Raw genomic sequence first — 4,967 nt, 5'->3', positions numbered from 1 at the left:
CCCTCGGGCCAGGCCCCCGCCCGTTTCACGCCTCCTCCTCGAGCTGGGCCAGCAGCGCCAGCGAGAGGGGCTCCAGGGTGACGCCCCCGCCGCCGTTCACGCGCTCCTCGCCCGCCTCGAGCTCCGGCCGCGCGGTGTCGAGCAGCACCTCCCACTGGGCCTCGGGGGCGAAGGCCGGCATCCGGAAGGTCACGGCGTCCCGCCCGCCGTTGAGCAGAATCAGCAGGTTGCGGTCCTGGATGGGCCCGCCGCGCTCGTCGGTGATGTTGTCGAGGTGCCCGTTGAGGTAGACCCCCAGCTCGTTGACGTCGGGGGCTTGCCACTCGGCGTCGGTCATGTCCTCGCCGCTGGGCTTGAGCCAGTGGATGTCGCGGATGCCCTCGCCGCGGATGCTCTGCCCCTGGAAGAACTTCGGGCGGCGCAGCACCGGGTGCTCTTGGCGCAGCCGCACCAGCCGCCGGGTGAAGCGCAGCAGCCCGCGCTGGCGGCGGTCGAGCTTCCAGTTGACCCAGGAGACCTCGTTGTCCTGGCAGTAGGCGTTGTTGTTGCCCTGCTGGGTGCGGCCCATCTCGTCGCCGCCCAGGATCATCGGCACCCCCTGGCTCAGCAGCAGCGTCGCCAGGAGGTTGCGCTTCTGCTTCTCGCGCAGGGCGTTGACCTGGGGGTCGTCGGTCGGGCCCTCGACGCCGAAGTTGAGGTTGTGGTTGTGCTCGTCGCCGTCGCGGTTGCCCTCGCCGTTGGCCTCGTTGTGCTTCTGGGCGTGGCTCACCAGGTCGTTGAGGGTGAAGCCGTCGTGGGCGGTGACGAAGTTGATGGAGGCGTAGGGGCGGCGCCCGCTGTGGCTGTAGAGGTCGCTCGAGCCCGACAGCCGGTAGGCCACCTCGGCCACCCCGGTGTCGAAGCCGTTCCAGAAGCGGCGCACCGAGTCGCGGTACTTGCCGTTCCACTCCGCCCACAGCACCGGGAAGTTGCCCACCTGGTAGCCCCCCTGGCCCAGGTCCCAGGGCTCGGCGATGAGCTTGACCTGGCTGAGCACGGGGTCCTGGTGGATGATGGTGAAGAAGCTCGAGAGCTGGTCCACCTCGTGCAGCGTGCGGGCGAGCGCCGCGGCGAGGTCGAAGCGGAAGCCGTCCACGTGCATCTCGGTCACCCAGTAGCGCAGGCTGTCCATGATGAGCTGCAGGGTGCGGGGGTGGGGGGCGTTGAGGGTGTTGCCGGTGCCGGTGTAATCGACGTAGTAGCGCGGGTCCTGCGGGCTGAGCCGGTAGTAGACCGGGTTGTCGATGCCCTTGAAGGAGAGGGTGGGGCCTAGGTGGTTGCCCTCGGCGGTGTGGTTGTAGACCACGTCGAGGATGACCTCGATGCCGGCGGCGTGCAGGGTCTTGACCATGGCCTTGAACTCGCGCACCTGTCCGCCCAGCACGCCCGAGGCGCTGTAGCTGCACTCGGGGGCGAAGTAGCCGATGGTGTTGTAGCCCCAGTAGTTCGAAAGGCCCTTCTCGACGAGCAGCCGGTCGTGGACCTTCTGGTGCACCGGCAGCAGCTCCACCGCGGTCACGCCCAGCGACTTCAGGTACTCGACCACCGGCGGCGAGGCCAGCCCGGCGTAGGTGCCGCGCAGGTGCGGGGGCACCTCGGGGTGGCACACGGTGAAGCCCTTGACGTGGATCTCGTAGATCACCGAGCGGTGCAGCGGCGTGCGCGGCGGGCGGTCGTCGCCCCAGGGGAAGGCGGCGTCGCTGACGACGCACTTGGGCACGAAGGCCACGCTGTCGCGCGAGTCGGGGGCTAAGTCGGCCTTCTTGTGGCCGATGCGGTAGCCGAAGGGCACGTCCGACCAGCGCACGTGGCCGCTGATGGCCTTGGCGTAGGGGTCGAGGAGCAGCTTCTTGGGGTTGAAGCGCAGGCCGCGGCCGGGGTCGTAGGGGCCGTAGACGCGGTAGCCGTAGAGCTGCCCCGGCTGCAGACCCGGCACGTAGACGTGCCAGACCTGGTCGGTGTGCTCGACGAGGCGGATGCGCTCGGCCTCCTTGGTGCTCTTGGGCGAGCTGAACAGGCACAGCTCGACCGCCTCGGCGTTCTCGGAGAAGAGGGCGAAGTTGACCCCGGTGCCGTCCCAGGTCGCGCCCAGGGGGTAGGGGGTGCCGGGCCAGGTGCGGTGCAGGCTCACGGGGCGGCCTCGAGGTGCAGCATCGCCACCGGGAAATTAGCCAGCAGCTCCGAAAGCTCGATCGTCGCGTTCACGGTGAATACTTCCCCGGTGAAGAGGTGGTGGTAGCGGCCCTCGGGCAGCTCGAGCCGGGTCCCGTACCAGGGCTCCGCGCCCAGCGCGGGCGCGTCGGCCCCGGCCGACAGCCGCACCCACAGCCGCGGCGCCACCGCCACCAGCCGCGCCCCCCCGGCCTCGCGGGCGAAGGCCACCGCGTGGGCGGCGGCCGGCCCGTCGGCCTCGAGGGGCCGGTAGGCCCCCTCGAGGTAGACCCCGGGGTTGGCCCGGCGGTGCTGCAGGGCCTGGCGGGTCACCCACAGCTTGACCCGCCCGTCGGGCCAGCCCGCCAGCAGCTCCCGGGCCAGCCCCACGCCGGGGTGGCGCCCCTCGAGCCCCCCCAGCAGCGCCTCGAGGCGCGCGAAGTCCACGGGGCGGCGGTTGTCGGGATCGACGAGCGAGAAGTCCCACGCCTCGTTGCCCTGGTAGAGGTCGGGGACGCCGGGCGAGGCGTACTTGAGCACGGTCTGCGTCAGCGAGTTCAGCATCCCGTACGCGGCCACCTTGCGCCGCAGCGGCTCGAGGAGGGCGAGGAACCTGGCGTCGTCGAGCACCGCCCGCACGAAGAGCTCGAGGGCCTGGTCGTAGGCCGCGTTGGGCGCGACCCAGGAGGTGTGGACCTTGGCCTCCTTGGCCGCCTTGGTCATGTAGGCCACCAGCCGCTCGGGCAATTGGGGGTCGGGCCGCAGCGGCCACACCCCCAGCAGGGTCTGGTAGAAGAGGTACTCGTCGTTGCGGCCGGGGGCGGCCTCGCCCTCCACCGCCGCCTTCTTGGCCTTGTTGTGCCGGGCCCAGGCGAACACCGCCCGCCGCCACTCCTCCGGCAGCTCCGACAGCACCGCCAGCCGCGCGCGCACGTCCTCCGAGCGCTTGGTGTCGTGGGTGGAGGTGGAGATCATGGTGTGGGGGAAGCGGGCGGCGCGGGACTGGTTCTGGCGGTGGAAGGCCTCGAGCGAGGTGCCGAAGCGCGCGGGCTCGCCCCCCACCTCGTTGAGCGCCACCAGCCGGTTGTAGCGGTAGAAGGCGGTGTCCTCGAGGCCCTTCGCCATCACCGGCCCGGTGAGCTGCTGGAACTTGAGCACGAAGGCCCGCGCCTCCTCGCCCAGCTCGGGGGTCTCCAGCAGCAGCAGGCGGCGCAGGAACTCGAACACCGAGGCCTCGGCGGTGGGGTTGCGGCGGCGGGCGGCGCGCACGGCGAGCTCCACGGCCTCGCGGTCGTGCTCGTCGGGGCGGAGGGTGTCGGGCCGGACGTAGGTGCGGTAGACCCCGAAGGCGGCGATGGCCTCGCGCAGCGCCTCGGTGAGCGAGCCCAGCGTGAAGTCGCGGTAGTGGCGGTGGCGCTCGGAGAGCCGCGCCAGGCGGTGGGCCAGCACCTGCAGCTCCGAGGCCAGCGAGCTTTGCAGGATCAGGCGCTTGGCCTGGTAGACGGCCTCGCCGTAGCGCGGCTTCTCGCCGGTGAAGCGGTGGTAGGCGTCGGTGAGGGCGCGGGCGTTGGCGCCATCCACCAGCAGCCCGGTGGCGGCGTTGAGGAACTCGTAGCCGGTGGTGCCGTGGATGGCCCAGTCGGCGGGCAGCGCCTCCTCGGGGGCCACGATCTTCTCGGCCACCACGTACAGCCCCGCACCCGGCCCCTCCTCCCGTTGGGCCAGGCCCTGCAGGGCCTGGAAGTAGCCGGCGGGGTCGTAGAGCCCGTCGGGGTGGTCCACCCGCACCCCCCGCACCCGCCCGGCCCGGACCTGCTCGCGCAGCCAGGCGTGGGCGGCGGCGAAGACCTCGGGCTCCTCCACGCGGATGGCGGCGAGCTCGTTGACGTCGAAGAAGCGGCGGTAGTTGATCTCCTCGGCGGCCACCCGCCAGTAGGCCAGCCGGTAGGCCTGCTGCAGCAGCAGCGCGTCGAGCCGGTCGAAGGAGGCGGGGTCGCCGGGGGTGCCGTTGTGCTCGGCCAGCGCCGCCTCGAGCGCCCCCTCCAGCGCCGGGCACTCCCCCAGCAGCCGCGCCAACCGCCCCTTGACCACCTCCTTCTCCCGCTGCCGCTCCGGCCGCTTGGCCTCGTCGGCCGTCCGGCGGGGGGGCAGGTTGCGCAGCGCGGTGAGGATGCTCTGCAGCTCGACGTGGGCCGGCTCGAGCTCTCGGTCCAGCCGGGCGGCGGCCTCCTCCAGCAGCGGGACGTAGCTGCAGGGGTCGAGGGGCAGGGCGCGCTCGTGGTAGCGGCAGAAGAAGGCCCCGCCCTCGCGCTCCAGCCGCAGCTCGCCGCGCTCGAGCACCCGCCCGTACTGGTCGCCCAGCAGCGGCAGCAGCACCCGGCCGTGCAGTTCGGGCTTGAGCGGGGCGAAGTCGATGTCGAAGTAGCGGGCGTAGGGCGAGGCCGGGCCGTTCTCGAGCACCTCGTCCCACCAGGCGTTGCCCTGGCGGATGCCCATGTGGTTGGGCACCACGTCCACGATCAGGCCCAGCCCCAGCTCCCGCAGCCGGTCGCTCCAGGCCACGAAGTCCTCGGCGCTGCCCAGCGCCGGGTTGACCCGGGTGGGGTCGGTGACGTCGTAGCCGTGGGGCGAGACGGCGGCCATCAGCGGCGAGGCGTACACGTCGCTCACGCCCAGGCGGGCGAGGTAGCCGGCCAGCGCGGCGGCCTGGGCGAAGCCGGAGGCCCCCATCTGCAGCCGGTAGGCGGCTAGGGGGAGCTCGGCGGGGAGGGGGCCGG

At 72.2% G+C, this 4,967-nt stretch carries 2 protein-coding genes; both read right to left on the bottom strand.

The genetic code is table 11. The features are described from left to right. Window positions 1–25 precede the first annotated feature (25 nt). Window positions 26–2,170 (bottom strand): glycogen debranching protein GlgX, encoded by a 2,145-nt coding sequence (gene glgX, locus Mterra_RS18830; RefSeq protein ID WP_119316536.1) that lies wholly within the window; start codon window positions 2,168–2,170, stop codon window positions 26–28. Next, on the bottom strand, window positions 2,167–4,967 hold a 2,801-nt coding region (gene treY / locus Mterra_RS18825), incomplete at its 5' end, for a malto-oligosyltrehalose synthase (RefSeq protein WP_218022971.1). The genes treY and glgX, both read right to left, overlap by 4 nt.

Source organism: Calidithermus terrae, from assembly GCF_003574345.1.
Classification (GTDB): domain Bacteria; phylum Deinococcota; class Deinococci; order Deinococcales; family Thermaceae; genus Calidithermus; species Calidithermus chliarophilus.
Note: the sequence above shows the minus strand (reverse complement) of the source record. Positions and strands in the feature narration are given on the sequence as shown.